Annotated in this window: 14 protein-coding genes; 12 read left to right on the top strand and 2 right to left on the bottom strand. The window is 70.9% G+C overall.

Features of this window, described 5'->3' with window-relative positions:
- Nucleotides 1–291: 291 nt before the first annotated feature.
- Nucleotides 292–3396 carry a transglycosylase domain-containing protein gene (locus tag RTK35_RS15735; protein ID WP_410478673.1) on the bottom strand — a complete coding sequence of 1035 codons (3105 nt, stop codon included), beginning with the start codon at nt 3394–3396 and terminating at the stop codon, nt 292–294.
- Nucleotides 3397–3557: 161 nt separating this feature from the next.
- On the opposite strand from RTK35_RS15735, the gene RTK35_RS15730 reads away from it, so the two are divergent.
- Complete coding sequence (locus RTK35_RS15730) at nt 3558–4256, top strand: class I SAM-dependent methyltransferase (RefSeq protein WP_316908400.1); 699 nt, start codon at nt 3558–3560, stop codon at nt 4254–4256.
- Here RTK35_RS15730 and RTK35_RS15725 read toward each other — a convergent pair.
- Nucleotides 4238–5401: an OpgC domain-containing protein gene (locus RTK35_RS15725; RefSeq protein ID WP_316908399.1), complete on the bottom strand. Its 1164-nt coding sequence runs from the start codon at nt 5399–5401 to the stop codon at nt 4238–4240. The genes RTK35_RS15730 and RTK35_RS15725 overlap by 19 nt on opposite strands.
- 161 nt (nt 5402–5562) lie before the next feature.
- Here RTK35_RS15725 and RTK35_RS15720 point away from each other — a divergent pair, with 161 nt between their 5' ends.
- From RTK35_RS15720 to RTK35_RS15670, 11 genes are all read left to right on the top strand, one after another.
- Nucleotides 5563–6123 (top strand): cysteine hydrolase family protein, encoded by a 561-nt coding sequence (locus RTK35_RS15720; RefSeq protein WP_316908398.1) that lies wholly within the window; start codon nt 5563–5565, stop codon nt 6121–6123.
- Nucleotides 6116–6937, top strand: a complete 822-nt coding sequence (locus tag RTK35_RS15715; RefSeq protein WP_236215206.1) for an aldo/keto reductase — start codon at nt 6116–6118, stop codon at nt 6935–6937. The genes RTK35_RS15720 and RTK35_RS15715 overlap by 8 nt, the downstream gene beginning before the upstream one ends.
- A gap of 97 nt (nt 6938–7034) precedes the next feature.
- Nucleotides 7035–7820, top strand: coding sequence for an efflux RND transporter periplasmic adaptor subunit (locus RTK35_RS15710; RefSeq protein WP_160482886.1), 786 nt, complete (start codon nt 7035–7037; stop codon nt 7818–7820).
- The gene (locus RTK35_RS15705) at nt 7817–9136 is read left to right on the top strand and encodes an efflux RND transporter periplasmic adaptor subunit (RefSeq protein ID WP_142015484.1); all 1320 of its coding nucleotides are present in this window, start codon (nt 7817–7819) and stop codon (nt 9134–9136) included. The genes RTK35_RS15710 and RTK35_RS15705 overlap by 4 nt, the downstream gene beginning before the upstream one ends.
- On the top strand, nt 9133–11229 hold the full coding sequence (locus RTK35_RS15700; protein ID WP_316908397.1) for an HlyD family efflux transporter periplasmic adaptor subunit: 2097 nt from the start codon (nt 9133–9135) through the stop codon (nt 11227–11229). The genes RTK35_RS15705 and RTK35_RS15700 overlap by 4 nt, the downstream gene beginning before the upstream one ends.
- Before the next feature lie 37 nt (nt 11230–11266).
- A complete protein-coding gene (locus tag RTK35_RS15695; protein ID WP_316908396.1) occupies nt 11267–12067 on the top strand; it encodes an aspartyl/asparaginyl beta-hydroxylase domain-containing protein in 801 nt (266 codons plus the stop codon).
- Nucleotides 12064–13032, top strand: a complete 969-nt coding sequence (locus RTK35_RS15690) for a sulfotransferase family protein (protein WP_316908395.1) — start codon at nt 12064–12066, stop codon at nt 13030–13032. The genes RTK35_RS15695 and RTK35_RS15690 overlap by 4 nt, the downstream gene beginning before the upstream one ends.
- 171 nt (nt 13033–13203) lie before the next feature.
- On the top strand, nt 13204–13701 hold the full coding sequence (locus RTK35_RS15685) for a GNAT family N-acetyltransferase (RefSeq protein WP_316908394.1): 498 nt from the start codon (nt 13204–13206) through the stop codon (nt 13699–13701).
- Nucleotides 13702–13712: 11 nt separating this feature from the next.
- Nucleotides 13713–14021, top strand: a complete 309-nt coding sequence (locus tag RTK35_RS15680) for a DUF6916 family protein (protein ID WP_052807580.1) — start codon at nt 13713–13715, stop codon at nt 14019–14021.
- A gap of 72 nt (nt 14022–14093) precedes the next feature.
- Nucleotides 14094–14669: a phage tail protein gene (locus RTK35_RS15675; RefSeq protein WP_236212252.1), complete on the top strand. Its 576-nt coding sequence runs from the start codon at nt 14094–14096 to the stop codon at nt 14667–14669.
- 80 nt (nt 14670–14749) lie between these two features.
- Nucleotides 14750–15613 carry a sulfotransferase gene (locus RTK35_RS15670; protein ID WP_107330703.1) on the top strand — a complete coding sequence of 288 codons (864 nt, stop codon included), beginning with the start codon at nt 14750–14752 and terminating at the stop codon, nt 15611–15613.
- Nucleotides 15614–15631: the final 18 nt, after the last annotated feature.

Here is a 15631-nt window from a genome sequence, read left to right as displayed (position 1 = left end):
GCCATCCATGGCCTGGCGCGCCTCTCGCGGCATCCATGCCGCTCGTCCCCCTACGCAACGACTGCGCTCGGCCTCCTGAAGGGGCAGGTTCCCCGCCTTACCCTCTGAGCCAGGCAGGATTTCACCGTGCGCCTCAGATTTGCCCATCGTCTGGCGGGGGGCTTCAGAGACCAGGTGCTCGCCCGGCAAGGCGAAACAGGTGATATCCACAGAACGCGTCAACCCGCTTGCCCTCGGGCTTTCCAACTCCTCCGCCCTGCCGTCCACAGGCCGGCAACGCGGCCTTCATCGCTACAACTGCCTCACCCCCAACGCCGTCTGCGGCCCCTGGCACAAGGTGGCACGCCCAGGCTCCAGATAGGGCTGCAGCAACGGCGCCATGCCCTTCATCACCTGCACCGGCAACGCCGAGGTGAAGCGGAACCCCGATGCTTCGTCGCCGGCCACGTACGCGGTCAGCGTGCCGAAGTGGCGTGGGCCCAGGTAGAACACGAAGGTCGCCGTGCGGTTCAGCGCCCGGGAGGCGAGCACCTGGCCGCCCCGGCCGAAGGTCTGCAGGCGGTTGTCGCCGGTGCCGGTCTTGCCGCCCATCACCAGCGGCTGGCCATCGGGCTGGCGGAAGGCACCCTGCAGGCGTCGCGCCGTGCCGCCTTCCACCACCTGGGCGAGGGCGCCGCGCAGGGCGGCGGCCACCTCGGAGGGCATCACCCGCCTGCCGCCGCCGGTTTCGTGCAGCACCCGGGTTTCGTAGGGAGTGTCGGCGGCGAAGTGCAGGTCGTCCAGGCGCACCGTCGGCAGGCGCACGCCGTCGTTGACGATGATCCCCATCAGCTCCGCCAAGGCCGCCGGGCGGTCGCCGGAGCTGCCCAGCGCGGTGGCCAGCGATGGCACCAGGTGATCGAACGGGTAGCCGAGCTGACGCCAGTGCTGGTGGATGTCGAGGAAGGCCTCCACCTCCAGCATGGTGCGGATGCGCGAGTCCCGGGCGTTCTTGCGCTGGGACTTGAACAGCCAGCCGTAGACCTCGCGGCGTACCTCGCCACTGGCCTCCACCGCCTCGCGGAAGCTCGCCTGCGGGTGGCCTTGCAGGTAGGCCAGCAGCCACAGCTCCAGCGGGTGCACGCGGGCGATGTAGCCCTGGTCGTTGAGGTCGAAGGCGCCCGGCCCGTAGCGGTCGTACAGCTCCGCCAGGCGCTTGTCGCCGAGGGCTTCGCCGGGCAGGCGCGCGCGCATGAAGGCGGCGAAGGTGGCGCGGTCGGCCTGGGGCTGCAGGTAGCGGTGGATCGCCGCCAGCCGGGCGGGCCAGGGGTTCAGCCCGTCGAGGAAGGTGGCCATGCGGGCGTCGGCGTCCTTGCCCTTGTACTTGTTCCAGAAGCGCAGCAGGTAGGTCTGGCTCTCGCGGGATACGAACAGGTCCAGGTAGCCCTGCCGGCGCGGGTCGCGGTCGTCCCGCAGCAGGGCGGCCTTGTCGCCGTCGGGGCGGTAGATGGCGTGGCGCACCAGGTCGCGCAGCAGGCGCACGAAGGGCAGGTTGATGGATTCGCGCAGGGCCTCGCGCAGGGTCGGGGTGCGGCCGTTGTCCTCGCGGCGGAAGTTGCCGAAGGTGTGCATGCCGCCGCCGGTGAAGAAGCGCTCCGCCGGGCTGGCGGAGTAGGTGCGCTCCAGCGCGGCATCGAGCATCGGCGCCAGGCGCGCGTCCGGGTGGCTGGCCAGGTAGTCCAGCGCCCAGCGGCTGAGCACGTCCTGCGGGTCCACGTTGACCTCGCGCAGGGCCTTGGTGTCGAGCCCGGCATAGCGCTGGTGCAGGCGGGCGACGAAGTCCAGGTAGGTGGCCAGCACCCGCAGCTTGGCGGTGGAGCCCAGTTCCAGCTTGCTGCCTTCGTTGATGTCGAAGGGCTGGTCGGTGTTGTCGGTCTGCACCCGCACCTGGTTGCCCGCCGGGGTGCGCTCGAAGAGGGTGAAGCTGTAGCGCACGTCGCGGGTCTTCTCCGCCGTCAGCATGCGCTCGCCGAGCAGCCCGGCCTGTTGGGCGAAGGCGGGTTCGGCGAGGTCGTGCAGGTAGGTGGTGACGGCCTGCTGCAGCTCGCCCTGGAGGCTGGTGCGGGCGCCCAGGTCGAGGCGGTCGAGGTCGTACAGCGGCATCTGCAGCAGGCTCGACAGCCGGGCGCGGGCCAGGCTGATGCCCTTGTTGCCGTCCACCCGTGCCAGCGCCGGGTCCTGTGCCAGATCGCGGAAGGCCAGCCGTGCGCCGAGGGCGGCGTCCCGCAGGGCGGGCTGCAGCACCCCGGCGCCGGTCAGCAGGCGCAGGTGGCTGTCGGTGAGGGCCTCCAGCTCGTCGCGGCCGCGCCCGAGGTAATGGGACGGGCGCCGCTGGGCGATCATCAGCGCCACCGCCTCGCGCAGGGCCAGGCCCCGTTCGGCCAGGCCGCCGGGCTCGTCCTGGGGCTGGCCCAGCAGGCGGTTGCTGCGCTCGAAGTCGGCGCCGAACCACACCAGCAGCCCGTCGGCCAGGCCGTGCACCTCGCCGTGGCCGGGGGCGGCGGAGAGCGGCACGCTGTTGAGGTAGTCCTGCACGATGCGGCGCCGCGCCGGCAGCGTCTCCGGCCCGCCCTGGTAGGCGCGCACACTGGCCGAGGCCATCTGCAGCAGCTTGTCGCGGGCCGAGAGGGTCAGCCCGGCGGGGGAGTGGCGGTACTTCTCCAGCTGGGTCGCCAGGGTGCTGCCGCCGGCGCTCTGGCCGGGCACGTCCAGCACCTTGCCAGCCTGGGTCAGGGCAGCCTTGGCGAAGCGCGGCCAGTCCACCGCCGGGTTGGCCAGGGGCGAGGTGTCCAGCAGGTGGCGGTTCTCGATGAACAGCAGGCTGCTCACCAGCAGCGGCGGGATCTCGTCGAAGGCGCCGTAGAGCTGTTGCGGATAGCGGAAGGTGTACAGCGGTTCGTTGCGGCAGTCGCGGATGTCCAGCCCGGCCTGGACCTTCTCCCGGTAGGGCGGGAACAGCCCGTGCTGGGTGTATTCCAGCAGCGCCGGGGAGAAGCGCACCTGCTGGCGGATCTCATAGCCGCGCTGTTCCAGGCGCTGCAGCATGGCGGGCAGGTGGGCGTAGCCCAGGCGCTTGTCGAAGGGGCCGTCGCGGGGGAAGAGGATGGCCGGGCTGGGCCCGTCGCCGAGGCGGTAGTCCAGGGTGGCGGCGTAGCGGCTGATCTCGCGGGATTGCAGCCAGGCGTGGCGCATTTCCTCGCGGGCCAGCAGCGCCAGGATCACCGCCACCAGCAGCAGAAACAGCCACACGGCGAGGCGGTGACGGCGTCGGCGTGCCCGGCGGCGCGCGATCACCGGGTCCAGGCTGTGCGAAGACAACCGGGTCGATGACGCGTGGGACTGCCAGGCAACGCCCATGATCGAGAACCCGCCTCAGGTGACTGCTCTCGCTGCAAGCGTAGTCCGTCGCGGCGCACCCGGCGGGCAATGCGGCCGGTGCGGCGATCATCGGCCGCCAGCCATGGGCAGGGTGGGGCGCGCTGTGCTTTCATTCGCGCGTTTTCCCGGGAGCGAGCGCCATGACCGATTCGACGAGCCAACGTATCCGTGACAGCTGGCGGGCCAATGCCCAGGCCTGGGTCGACGCCGTGCGCAGTGGCCGTATCGAGAGTCGCCGCCTGGTCACCGACCAGGCCGTGCTGGATGCGGTGCTCACGCCCCGGCCGCGCCGGGTGCTCGACCTGGGCTGCGGCGAAGGCTGGCTGTGCCGCGAGTTGCTCTACCGGGGGATCGATTTCGTCGGGGTGGATGCGTCCTATGAACTGATCGAGGCCGCCCGGCAGGCCCAGGGCAACCAGGGCATCGGCCAGTTCGTGGCGGACGATTACCGGGTCGTGGAGATGGACTACAAGGTCTACGGCCAGTACGACCTCATCGTCTGCAACTTCTCCCTGCTGGAGGAGGACCTGAGGCCGATCCTCGCCACCCTGGTACGCCTGCTTGAGCCCCGGGGGCGGGTGGTGATCCAGACCGTCCACCCGATGACCGCCTGCGGACCGGAAGGCTACCGGGACGGCTGGCGCCTGGAGACCTTCGCCAGCATGGGCGAGGGCTTCCGCGAGCCGATGCCCTGGTACTTCCGCACCGTCCATGGCTGGTTCAACCTGGTCACCGACGCCGGCTTCCGGCTGGAGCGGCTCAGTGAGCCGTGCCACCCGGAAACCGGCATGCCGCTGTCGCTGCTGATGGAACTGCGGGTTCAGGACGCCGCCGCGTAGGGCGTGGTGCCGTAGCCACGGGCGGCCAGCGCCGGCTTCGGCGGCTGGCGCTGGCCGAGCCGGCCGATCAGGTCCAGCCAGCCGGCCAGGGCCACCATCAGCAGCACACCGGCGCAGGCCAGGGCCACCTGGCCCACGGCCCCCATCCGGTAGAGGGTGGCCAGGGCATCGGCCAGCGGCGCCAGCAGCACGCTCAGGCAGAACACCTCCAGCGAATGCCGCCCCATGCGCACCACCTCCCGTGCCGGCCAGCGCTGCAGCCAGGTGCCGCCCGGCAGCAGGCGCGCGGTGCAGTAGGCGAGGGCGAGGAAGTGCAGCAGGCGCAGGGGCGAGAGGTCGGTCTTGTCCAGGGGGTAGATCACCCGCGCCACCGCGTCCGGCATCCAGGCATCGTGCAGGCCCGGCACCTTCCAGCTCAGCGCCAGCGCCGCGCTGGCCGCCAGGTACAGCAGGCAACCGGCCAGCAGCGTGCTGCGCCAGGCCGGGGTCAGGTTCGGGGCCGGGTGGCGCTGGGCGTGCAGGGCCGCCGCGCCGCCCAGGACGAAGAGGAACTGCCAGGCCAGCGGGTTGAAGAACCATTCGCCGCCCGGGTGCGCCGTCAGGTTCCAGTAGGGCGCGCCCAGGTACGCCAGCGCCGACAGCGCCACCGTGGTGCGCGGGTGGCGCAGCAGCAGCGGCAGCACCAGCGGCCAGCCGGCCAGCAGCACGATGTACAGCGGCAGCGGGTCCATCAGGTTGGGCTTGAAGCGCAGCAGCAGCTCGTCGATCAGCGCCTGCTGCGGGTTGGCCAGGAAGTAGTCCAGGCCCATCTCGTCGATGAAGTCGCGCCCGCCCACCTGGGCGTTGGCGAAGAACACCATCCCCATCAGCACCGCCAGCAGGAAGATGTGGGCGATGTACAGCACCCAGGCGCGACGTAGGATGCGCAGGCAGGCCACGCCATAGCCGTCGCGCCGCAGCAGCTTGCCGTAGGCCAGCAGCGCCGCGTAGCCGGCCAGGAAGACGAAGATCTCCGCCGCGTCGCTGAGCCCCACGTTGCGCGGCGTCACCGCGCCCAGGGGGTTGTGGGGGATGTGGTCCCAGAAGATGAACACCAGGGCCAGTCCACGGAAGAAGTCGATGCGGAGGTCGCGTCCTGTCTGCATGGCGGCGTACTCGGGCGGGCGGCAAGAGGCCGGAAAGGGGGCCTGAAGCTGTGACCGGGGCAGGGGGTGGAGTTTCCGCCGCGCAGACCAGCGGTCGTCTTTACCGGGGCGGCGCCAGCCGGCACTATCGCCAGCCACACCCTCCCTCCCAAGGAACGACGATGAGCAAGGCATTGCTGGTGGTGGACGTGCAGGCGGGGCTGTTCTTCGCCGACCCGGAGCCGTGGCGCGCCGCCGAGTTGATCGCCACCATCAACCGCCTGGCCGACCGCGCTCGCACCGCCGGCGCCCCGGTGCTCTACGTGCAGCACGACGGCGAGGCGGGCAGCGAGCTGGAGCCCGGCTGCATCGGCTGGCAGCTGCACCCGGGCCTGGAGCGCGCGCCCCTCGACCCGGTGGTGCGCAAGACGGCCTGCGACGCCTTCTTCGAAACCCCGCTCAAGGCCACCCTGCAGGCCCTGGGCGTCACCGAGCTGGTGGTGGTGGGCTACGCCACCGAGTTCTGCGTCGACACCTCCATCCGCCGCGCCACCAGCGAAGGCTTCAGCGTCACCGTGGTCAGCGACGGCCACACCACCAAGGACCGCCCGCACCAGCGCGCCGAGGCCATCGTCGAGCACCACAACTGGGTCTGGGCCCAGTTCATCCAGCCGCGCCATCCGCTGCGCCTGGCGCCGGCCGACTCCATCCGCTTCGAACCCGAGGAGGCGCCCCATGCGTGAGATCACCTTCCCTGACGGCACCCGTGTGCCGGCCATCGGCCAGGGCACCTGGCACATGGGCGAGCGCGCCGACCAGCGCCCCCGCGAAGTGGCTGCCCTGCGCCAGGGCCTGGAGCTGGGCCTGAGCCTGATCGACACCGCCGAGATGTACGCCGAAGGCGGCGCCGAAACGGTGGTGGGCGAAGCCATCGCCGGGCGTCGTGACCAGGTGTTCCTGGTCAGCAAGGTCTACCCGTGGAACGCCAGCCGCCGGGGCATCCCCCAGGCCTGCGAACGCAGCCTGCGGCGCCTGGGCACCGATCACCTCGACCTGTACCTGCTGCACTGGCCCGGCGAGCACCCGCTGGAGGAGACGGTGGACGCCTTCGAGCAGTTGCGCGAGCGCGGGCTGATCCGCCGCTGGGGCGTGTCCAACTTCGACGTTGCCGACCTCGACGCGCTGCCCCCCGGCTGCGCCGCCAACCAGGTGCTCTACAACCCTGAGGCGCGGGGCATCGAGTTCGACCTGCTGCCGCGCCAGCAGGCCGAGGGTCTGCCGCTCATGGCCTACTGCCCCGTGGGGCAGGGTGGGGCGCTGCTGCGGGATGCGGCGCTGCTGGAGGTGGCCCGGCGCCACGGCGCCAGCCCCGCCCAGGTGGCCCTGGCCTGGGCCCTCCGCCAGGACGGGGTGATGGTGATCCCCAAGGCGGTGGAGCCCAAGCACATCGAGCAGAACGCCGCCGCCCACGCCCTGCGCCTGGACGCGGAGGACCTGGCACGGATCGACCGCGCCTGGCCGGCCCCCACCCGCAAGCGGTCCCTGGCGATGGTGTGACGCTTCGTCCTCGGCGGAGGAATCTTTCCGACACCCGATTCCTATTGTCCGAGCGCTCTCCTAGACTCTGCACCACTTGGAATCTAGGGACAGACCTATGAAGCACCTGATGTACGGGCTGGCGGGTTCGCTGGCGATGGCAACCGCCGCCTGGGCTGACGAGCCCCCCGCCCACGATCCGTTGCTGGATGCCCCTGCACCCTCCACCGCCGCCGCATCGGCCCCTTCGCCACGGGGCGTGCTGCGGGCCCGCAACCAGGCGGTGCTGTCCAGCGAGCTGGCCGGGCGCATCGTCGAGATGCCCTTCGCCGAAGGGCAGTCGTTCAAGGCCGGCGACGTGCTGGTGCGTTTCGACTGCAGCGCCTACCAGGCCCAGCTCACCGCCTCCAACGCCGCCACCCGCGCCGCCCGCGAGGAACTGAAGAACAAGCAGCAGCTGGCCGCCCTCAACTCCGTCGGGCGCTTCGAAGTGGCCCTGGCCGAGGCCCGCCAGGCCCAGGCCCAGGCCGAGGCGCAGGTCTACCAGGTGCAGGTGCAGCGCTGCCAGGTGAAGGCCCCCTACGACGGCCAGGTGGTCAACCGCCGCGTGCAGCCCCATGAGAGCGTGCCCGGCGGCGCGCCGCTGCTGGAGGTGGTGGACAACCGCACCCTGGAGATCCACCTGCTGGTGCCCTCGCGCTGGATCGGCGCCCTCAAGCCGGGCCAGCCCTTCGAGTTCATCCCCGACGAGACCGGCAAACCGCTCAAGGCCGTGGTCAAGCGCCTGGGCGCGCGCATCGACGAAGGCAGCCAGACGCTGCTGCTGATCGGCGGCCTGCCCGAGGATGCACCGGGCCTGGTGGCCGGCATGAGCGGCAGCGCGCGCTTCCCGGAGGCGCGATGAACGCACCGGTGCCCGGTTTCGCCGAGCGCGTCTTCGCGGTCTTTCTCGGCCTCCAGGCCCAGGCCCGGCAGGCCGCCACGACCGAGCAACTGGCCTTCGCCATGGTCAACGATGGCCAGGGCCTGTTCGGCTACCGCCACGCCGCGCTGCTGGTCGCCGGCAAGGTCAGCGCCCTCACCGGCATCAGCGTGGTGGAACCCAACGCGCCCTTCGTCGCCTTCGTCGAACGGGCGGCAGCCCAGCGCCTGGCCGCCGGCCTGCTGGGCGAGCCCGGCGTGGTCGACCCCGGCAGCCTGGACGAGAGCAGCCGTGACGACTGGCAGGCACTGTCCGCGCCCCATGCCTTCTGGCTGCCGCTGAAGGATCGCCAGGGCGCCGTGTTCGGCGGCCTGTGGATCGCCCGCGACACCCCCTGGAGCGAGGCCGAGCAGGCCCTGCTGGTGCAGCTGGGCGGCACCTACGGCCACGCCTGGCTGGCCCTGCAGCCGCGCAAGCCCTGGCGCCTGCGCTGGCCGAAGAAGAAGCTCCTGGCCCTGGCTGCCGCGCTGGCCCTGGTGCTGCTGGTGCCGGTGCGCCAGTCGGTGCTGGCACCCGCCGAAGTGGTGCCCCAGGGCGGCCGCGTGGTGGCTGCGCCGCTGGACGGGGTGATCGCCGAATTCCTCGTCAAGCCCAACCAGAGCGTCGCCGCCGGTGACCTGCTGGTGCGCTTCGACGCCACCACCCTCAAGGCCCAGGCCGACGTTGCCGAGCGCGCCCTGGGTGTGGCCGAGGCGGAGCTGAAGGCCAACAGCCAGCGCGCCTTCGCCGACGCCGAATCCAGCGCGCGCATCGACCTGCTGGCTGCCCGCGTGGAGCAGAAGCGCGCCGAGCGCGACTACGCCAGGCAGTTGCTGGCCCGCAGCGAAGTCCGCGCCGAGCGCGCCGGCATCGCCGTGTTCGCCGATGCCGAGCGCCTCACCGGCAAGCCGGTGCAGACCGGCGAGCGGCTGATGCAGATCGCCGACCCGGCCCAGGCCGAGCTGCGCATCGAGCTGCCGGTGGGCGACGCCATCGCCCTGGAGCCCGGCGCCGAGGTGGCGCTGTTTCTCGACAGCGACCCGCTCAACCGCCACGACGCGCGCCTGGAGCGGGCTGCCTACGAGGCCCAGGCCACCGCCGCCGGGCAACTGGCCTACCGCCTCGACGCGGCCTTCGCCGACGCCCCGCCGCGCATCGGCCTGCGCGGCACCGCCAAGCTGTTCGGCGCCCGCGCGCCGCTGGCCTATTACCTGCTGCGCCGGCCCCTGGCGGCGCTGCGCCAGAACCTGGGGTTGTGATGCTGCCGGCCCTGCGTTCCGACCTGCAGCTGTCCGCCGCTGCGCCAACCCGCGAGGGCGCGCCGCAATGGACCCTGGCCGACCCGCTGCGCGGCCGCTATTTCAAGCTCGGTGCGGCGGCCGTGCGCTTGCTGCGCCACTGGTCCCTGGGCGACCCCCGCGCGGTGCTGGCGGCGGCCAACGCCGAGCCGGGCGCGCCCCTCGGGGCCGGTGAGCTGGAGCAGATGCTGCGCTTTCTGCGCGGACACGACCTGATCGCCGCCCTCGACCCGGAGCAGCGCGCCAGCTACAGCCTCAAGCGCGCCAGCACACGCCACAGCCTGTGGCAGCAGGTGCTGCACCAGTACCTGTTTTTTCGCATTCCGCTGTGGCGGCCGGACCGCTTCCTCAACCGCGCCTGGCCGGTGCTGGAGCGCAACGGGCCCTGGCTGCTGCGGCGCGGGCTGCCGGTGGTCCTGCTGCTGGGACTGTTCCTGGTGGCGCGGGACTGGGAGCGCTACCTGGCCACCTTCCCGCACCTGTTCAGCCTGGGCGGCGCCCTGGCCTTCGGCATCGCGCTGACCTTCGCCAAGCTCTGTCACGAGTTCGGCCACGCCTTCATGGCCAAGCGCGCCGGCTGCCGGGTGCAGAGCATGGGGCTGGCCTTCATGGTGCTGTTGCCGATGTTCTACACCGACGTCAGCGATGCCTGGCGGGTGCAGGACCGCCGCTCGCGCCTGCTGATCGGCGCCGGCGGGGTGCTGGCCGAACTGGTGCTGGCGGTGCTGGCGCTGCTGGCCTGGTCGCTGCTGCCGGACGGGCCGGCGCGCACCGCGGCCTTCATGCTCTCCAGCGCCACCTGGATCACCACCCTGGCGATCAACCTCAACCCCTTCATGCGCTTCGACGGCTACTTCCTGCTCAGCGACCTGTGGGAGGTGGAGAACCTGCAGAACCGCGCCTTCGCCCTGTGCCGCTGGCGCCTGCGCGAGGCGCTGTTCGGCTACGGCGAGCCGGCCCCCGAGCCCTGGCCCGAGGCCATGCGCCGGCGCCTGCTGGCCTGGGGCTACGGCTCGTGGATCTGGCGTGCGGCGCTGTTCTTCGGCATCGCGCTGACGGTCTACCACCTGTTCTTCAAGGTGCTGGGCATCTTCCTGATGCTGGTGGAGCTGGTGTGGTTCATCGGCCTGCCGATCTGGAAGGAGTTCGGCGAATGGTGGCAACGCCGCGACCAGGCCGACCCGCGCAAGGTGCTGCTCACCGGCTCGGCCCTGGGGCTGGTGCTGCTGGCGCTGCTGGTGCCCTGGCGCAATGCGGTGGACGTGCCGGCCATGCTGGAGGCTTCGCGCACCGGCACCCTGCACGCGCCCATCGGTGCGCGGGTCAAGGCGGTGCGGGTGAAGGACGGCGACACGGTGGAGCAGGGCGCCCTGCTGGTGGAGCTGGAATCCCCGGACCTGGACGCGCGCCAGGGCATCGTCCGCCGCGAGATCGACATCCTCCAGTTGCAGTTGCGACGCCAGGCCGGGCGCAGCGAGACCGCCGCCGAGACCGGGGTGATCGAGCAGCAGCTGGCCGAGGCCGTGGCCGAGTACCGTGGCCTGGCCGCCCAGCGTGAGCGCCTGCAGTTGCGCGCGCCCCTGGCCGGCGTGGTGCGCGACCTGCCGCCGGACCTGGTAGTGGGCCGCTGGCTGCACAGCGGCGAGACCCTGGCGCGGGTGATCGCCCCCGGGTTGCGCCTGCGTGGCTACCTGGCCGAGGAGAACCTCTGGCGCGTGGCGCCGGGCACCGAGGGCCGTTTCATCGCCGACGACCCGGCGCGGCCGGCCCTGCCGGTGCGCCTGGACGAGGTGGACACCACCGGCGTCGCCTTCCTCGAACTGGAGGCCCTGGCCTCCGACCACCACGGCCAGGTGGCCGTGCGACGCAATGCCCAGCAACGCGCCGAGCCGGTGCAGGCCCAGTACGGCGTGCGCCTCAGCCTGCTGCAGGACCTGCCGCCCCCCGACCAGCCGCTGCGTGGCGTGGTGGTGCTGGAAGGCAGCCGGCAATCGCTGCTGGGCTTCGCCTGGCGCCGCATGGCGGCGTTGGGGGTGAGGGAAAGCGGTTTCTAGCTCAACAATCGAACGGACAGCCTGCCAGGAGGGTTCCATGGACGAAGCCTTGCCGATCTGCTCCCGCCTGCCCTGGCGCTTCGACCTGGCGCCGCTGCTGGCGGCGCTGGAGCGGATCGCCCCGACGGCCTGGGTGGCGCATTTCAACACCGCCTACTACCAGGGCGACTGGAGCGGCATCGACCTGGTGGCCGCGGTGGATGCGCCGATCCCCCTGGCGCCGGGTTTCGGCCCGGTGGCCCGCAGTGCCCTGTGCGCAGCCGAGCCGGCCTGGCTGGCGGCCATCGAATGGTTCGGCGAAGACCTGCGCAGCGCCCGCCTGCTGCGCCTGGGCGCCGGTGCCAGCATCCGCGAGCACTGCGACCCCGACCTGGGCAGCCCGGAAGGGCCGCTGCGCCTGCACGTACCGCTGCTCAGCCCGCCGGACGTGGAGTTCCTGGTGGATGGCCGGCAGGTGCCGATGGCACCGGGGGAGTGCTGGTTCATCGACCTGTCCCGCCCGCACCGGGTGGACAACCCCGGCCCGGGGCCGCGCATCCACCTGGTGCTGGACTGCATGATGAACCCACGGCTGTTCCAGGCCATCACCGAGGGCCTCGCGACCACGCCCGCGCTGCAACCGAGCCGGGGCATGCGCGCCTTCGCCGCCTTCAACGCGCAGGTGCAGCAGCGCCCGGAACTGGCCCATACCCTGCAACTGATCACTGACTCCACCGATTTCTGCCGCGATGCGGTGGCCGCCGGCCAGACCCTCGGGCTGGTGTTCAGCGAGGCGGATGTGCGCATGGTCATGCGCCAGGCACGGCAGGCCTGGAGCCGCCAATGGAGCATGCGATGACGGCCCTGGATTTCACCCAATGGCTGCCGATCCGCGCCTTCGAGCAGGCCGGCAACTGGCAGCTGGACTGGGCCTGGTTCGGCACCACGCCCCTGGCCCGGCCCTTCTTCAGCGACGACGTGGACGAAGCGCTGCGCCTGCCGTTCAACCTGGCCCTGCGCCGCCAGACCGGCCTGGACGCGCTGCTCGACTGGCAGGCCCGCAGCCCCGGCCTTGAACCGTCGCTGCTGGTGTTCCACACCTCCCGCTGCGGTTCCACCCTGCTGGCGCAGTTGCTGCGAGCCCTGCCCGGGCACGTGGTGCTGTCCGAGCCGCCGCCGCTGGATGCCGTGCTGCGCGCGCATTACCGGGACCCCGGCGCTTCTGCCTGGCAGGCGGAGACGGTGCGCGCGCTGTGCTCGGCCTATGGCCAGCGCCGCCGTGGCGACGAGACCCGGCTGGTGGTGAAGCTGGACGCCTGGAACCTGTTCGAGGCGCAGCTGCTGCGCCGGCTCTACCCTGAGGTGCCGTGCTTGTTCCTCTACCGCGACCCGCTAGAGGTGGTGGTGTCCCACCAGCGCCAGCCCGGGCTGCATGCAGTTCCCGGACTGCTGGGCCCGTCCGGGCTGGACGGCCTGCCGGGGCGGGAGGCGCTGGCGCCCGGCGACTACCTCGCCTGGATGGTCGGGCAGCTGCTGCAGGCCGGGCTCGACCGGTGCTCGGCAGGCGAGGCGTTGGCCCTGAACTACCGCGAGCTGCCTGGCGCCCTCTGGGGCCGCCTGGGCCCGCTGCTGGGCATCGACCCGGCCGCCGTGCCGCACCTGCAGGCCGTTGCCGGGCACGATGCGAAGCGCCCGGCGATGGCCTTCAGCGCCGACGGCGATGCCAAGCGCAGCGAGGCGGACGACGCCACCCGGGCGGCTGTCGAGCGGTGGGCGAGGGCGCCCTATGAGGCGCTGGAGGCGTTTTTAGCGCGCCAGTTGTGAATGCCACTTCACATTCATTGCAGAAACCGCCGAACGGCGGTTTTTCGATGGTGGCCAACTGAAATCCTCGTCTATGCTCCGTGCAGGGAAACTGTAACTACAGTTGTAGGCCCTGTTCCCGGGGCCAGCAGGGATGCACGCCGTATGTCTTTCCACACCTTGAACCTCCGCTTGGCAACCGAAGCAGACCGCACCTTCCTGCGGGTGCTCTACGGCACCACCCGTGCCCACGAACTGGAGCACACCCCCTGGGACCAGGCCGCTCGCGAGCGTTTCGTCGACCAGCAGTTCCAGGCCCAGCGCAGCTATTACCAGGCGCACTACGCCGACGCCGAACAATACGTCATCGAGGCGTCCGGCCAGCCCATCGGTCGCGCCTACCTGCTGTGGACCGACACCCACCTGCAGATCATCGACCTGGCGCTGTTGCCCGAGGCCTGTGGCCGCGGCATTGGCGGTGAGCTGCTGGGCCGCTTCCTCGAACGGGCCGACCGCGAGGGCCTCAGTGCAGGGCTGCATGTCGAGTCCTACAACCCGGCCCAGCGCCTCTACTTCCGCCATGGCTTCGAGGTGGTGGGAGAGAACGGTGTGTACCTGAAGTTGCGCCGTCACCCGCGCGGCCAGCAGACGGCCGCCACGCCGGCGCTGCGCCCGGCCATGCCGTCCTGAGGAGCCCGTCCATGTACCCCATGCCGTCCTACGCGCTGCTCTCCGAGGCCGTTGGCCAGTCCTTCCACCTCTGGCTCTCGCCGGAACAGGTGTTGCCCGTCGAGCTGCTCGGTGTCGAGGAGGGCATCGCCATGACCCCTCGCCACCACTGCTACCACGCCCACTTCGTACTGCCGCCGCAGTGCAGCCTGCCCCAGGACGTGTACCGCCTGGGGCCGCCCGGCGAGGAGGGCTGGGCGCTGCTGCTGACCCCCGGCCAGCCCGTCGAGGATGGGCGCCATGTACTCCAGGCCGTGTTCCATACGGATCGGCCGGCATAACTACAACAACGAGCATGCATGTGCGACCGGGATTCCGGTTGCGCGAAACCAGAGCCAGAGGAGAGTCAACACGTGGATCCTTTCATCGGTGAGATCAAGATGTTCGGCGGCAACTTCGCACCCCGTGGCTATGCGTTCTGCATGGGGCAGAGCATGGCGATTGCGCAGAACACCGCACTGTTTTCCCTGCTGGGCACCACCTACGGCGGCAATGGCCAGACCACCTATGGCCTGCCGGACCTGCGTGGCCGCTCGCCGGTCGGCCAGTCCCAGGGGCCCGGCCTGTCGCTCATCGACCTGGGGGAGCTTGGTGGGGTTGAGAACGTGACCCTGCTGCAGACCCAGATGCCCATGCACACCCACCTTGCGTCCGGCACCAGCACGATCTCCGCCGCTGGCACACCGACCAACCCGGCACTGGTTCCGAGTTCGACCAACTCCGTCCTGGGTGGCTCCGCGGGCGGCTCGGCTTCGGCAGCGGCGATCTGGTCGAGCGCGATGTCGAACCCGGTCCCGCTGACCAACCCCAGCACCGTGAACGTGACGGTGCAGATCGCCGGCGGCAGCCAGCCGGTGGCCATCCGCAACCCCTACATCGGGATCAACTTCATCATCGCGCTGGACGGCATCTTCCCCTCGCGCAACTGAGGCACTCGACCCGCCGGTGCCTTGCGGCACCGGTGGCTCTCCGGCCCCGTATCACTGACAGGCAGACGTACACGCAGACCATGGCCCATCCATCACCCACCTATCACTTCATCTCGGGGCTGCCACGCTCGGGGTCCACGCTGCTGGCGGCGCTGCTGCGGCAGAACCCGCGCTTTCACGCCGGCATGACCAGCCCGGTGGGCAGCTTCTTCTCGGGCCTGCTCAAGCAGTTCGGCGCCGACAGCGAGTTCGGCCCGGTGGTGACCCAGGAGCAGCGCAAGCGCCTGCTGGCCGGCCTGTTCAGCAGTTACTACGCGGACCAGAGCGGGCATGAGGTGATCTTCGACACCAACCGCCTGTGGTGCGCGCGTCTGCCGGCCCTGCTGGACCTGTTCCCCCAGGCCAAGGTGATCGCCTGTGTGCGCAACGTTGCCTGGGTGATGGACAGCATCGAGCGGCTCTACCGCGCCAACCCGTACGAGATCACCAAGCTGTTCAACGACGACAGCGAACGCAACACCGTCTACAGCCGGGTCGAGACCCTGGCCCAGCGCAACCGCCTGGTGGGCCTGGCCTGGTCGGCGCTCAAGGATGCCTATTACGGCGAGCACGCCCGCTCCCTGCTGCTGGTGGACTACGACCTGCTGGTGGCCACGCCCGAGCGGGTGCTGCAACTGGTCTACGAATTCCTCGATGAGCCCTGGTACCCGCACGACTTCGAGCACGTTGAGTACGACGTCCCGGAGTTCGACCAGGCCCTGGGCCTGCGCGGTCTGCACAAGGTGCGGCCCAAGGTTGAAGTGGCGGCGCGGCGCACCCTGCTGCCGCCGGACCTGTTCGAGCAATACGCACAACTGGATTTCTGGAAGGACTCGCGCAACAGCGAGGCCCATGTGATCAGGACCTCCCGGGACGCCCGGGCCCTGGAACAAGAACGCAACTGAGCACCTGCCAAGGCGGGC

Source organism: Pseudomonas sp. zfem003 (assembly GCF_032621675.1).
Taxonomy (GTDB): domain Bacteria; phylum Pseudomonadota; class Gammaproteobacteria; order Pseudomonadales; family Pseudomonadaceae; genus Metapseudomonas; species Metapseudomonas otitidis.
The sequence above is the reverse complement of the archived record's forward strand: the minus strand, read 5'-3'. Positions and strand labels throughout refer to the sequence as shown.

What these genes read in the sequence shown, in the direction of transcription:
- RTK35_RS15735 (WP_410478673.1), bottom strand. Translation starts at nt 3,396, where the DNA reads ATGGGCGTTGCCTGGCAGTCCCACGCGTCATCGACCCGGTTGTCTTCG.
- RTK35_RS15730 (WP_316908400.1), top strand. Translation starts at nt 3,558, where the DNA reads ATGACCGATTCGACGAGCCAACGTATCCGTGACAGCTGGCGGGCCAAT.
- RTK35_RS15725 (WP_316908399.1), bottom strand. Translation starts at nt 5,401, where the DNA reads ATGCAGACAGGACGCGACCTCCGCATCGACTTCTTCCGTGGACTGGCC.
- RTK35_RS15720 (WP_316908398.1), top strand. Translation starts at nt 5,563, where the DNA reads ATGAGCAAGGCATTGCTGGTGGTGGACGTGCAGGCGGGGCTGTTCTTC.
- RTK35_RS15715 (WP_236215206.1), top strand. Translation starts at nt 6,116, where the DNA reads ATGCGTGAGATCACCTTCCCTGACGGCACCCGTGTGCCGGCCATCGGC.
- RTK35_RS15710 (WP_160482886.1), top strand. Translation starts at nt 7,035, where the DNA reads ATGAAGCACCTGATGTACGGGCTGGCGGGTTCGCTGGCGATGGCAACC.
- RTK35_RS15705 (WP_142015484.1), top strand. Translation starts at nt 7,817, where the DNA reads ATGAACGCACCGGTGCCCGGTTTCGCCGAGCGCGTCTTCGCGGTCTTT.
- RTK35_RS15695 (WP_316908396.1), top strand. Translation starts at nt 11,267, where the DNA reads ATGGACGAAGCCTTGCCGATCTGCTCCCGCCTGCCCTGGCGCTTCGAC.
- RTK35_RS15690 (WP_316908395.1), top strand. Translation starts at nt 12,064, where the DNA reads ATGACGGCCCTGGATTTCACCCAATGGCTGCCGATCCGCGCCTTCGAG.
- RTK35_RS15680 (WP_052807580.1), top strand. Translation starts at nt 13,713, where the DNA reads ATGTACCCCATGCCGTCCTACGCGCTGCTCTCCGAGGCCGTTGGCCAG.
- RTK35_RS15670 (WP_107330703.1), top strand. Translation starts at nt 14,750, where the DNA reads ATGGCCCATCCATCACCCACCTATCACTTCATCTCGGGGCTGCCACGC.